Raw genomic sequence first — 491 nt, 5'->3', positions numbered from 1 at the left:
ACTAACTCTAAAAAAGACCCTAGGCGATTAAGGCGGTGGTTGCATGAGGTTCTGACAGAAGAAATGCTTCAAAAACTAAAGAATCAACCTGAATTGATGCTTCATCGAAAGCAAACTGTTGAGCACCCCTTTGGCACAATTAAACTCTGGATGGGAGCTACCCACTTACTAACACGAGGTTTAAAAAGCGTGGGGACAGAAATAAGTCTTCATGTCCTAGCTTACAACTTCAGAAGAATGATAACAATTATGGGAGTTAACGGCCTAAGTAAAGCAATTAGAGTAGCGTTGCCATAGCAGTTTCGCTCGCGCGGAGAAAATTGCGATACTGAGAAAAAATCGATCGCAACCATCTTAAATGGTTTCAAACTAAGAACATACCCAAGACAATTTATTAAAAATTAGTTTTTACACAGTCTGTGCCATAAGCGGACTGTAACAATAAAGTTGTAGAATAACCCCAAAATAAGCTCTTGAAGTTAATGGAGCCC

The 491-nt window shown here is 39.5% G+C and carries 1 protein-coding gene; it reads left to right on the top strand.

All coding sequences use genetic code 11. From position 1 onward, the window contains the following. Positions 1 to 297, top strand: a 297-nt coding sequence (locus CWC30_RS16800) for a transposase (protein WP_171034744.1), incomplete at its 5' end; no start/stop codon positions are given. Positions 298 to 491: the final 194 nt, after the last annotated feature.

It is taken from the genome of Pseudoalteromonas sp. S4741 (genome assembly GCF_005886135.1).
Taxonomy (GTDB): domain Bacteria; phylum Pseudomonadota; class Gammaproteobacteria; order Enterobacterales; family Alteromonadaceae; genus Pseudoalteromonas; species Pseudoalteromonas tetraodonis.
Note: the sequence above shows the minus strand (reverse complement) of the source record. Positions and strands in the feature narration are given on the sequence as shown.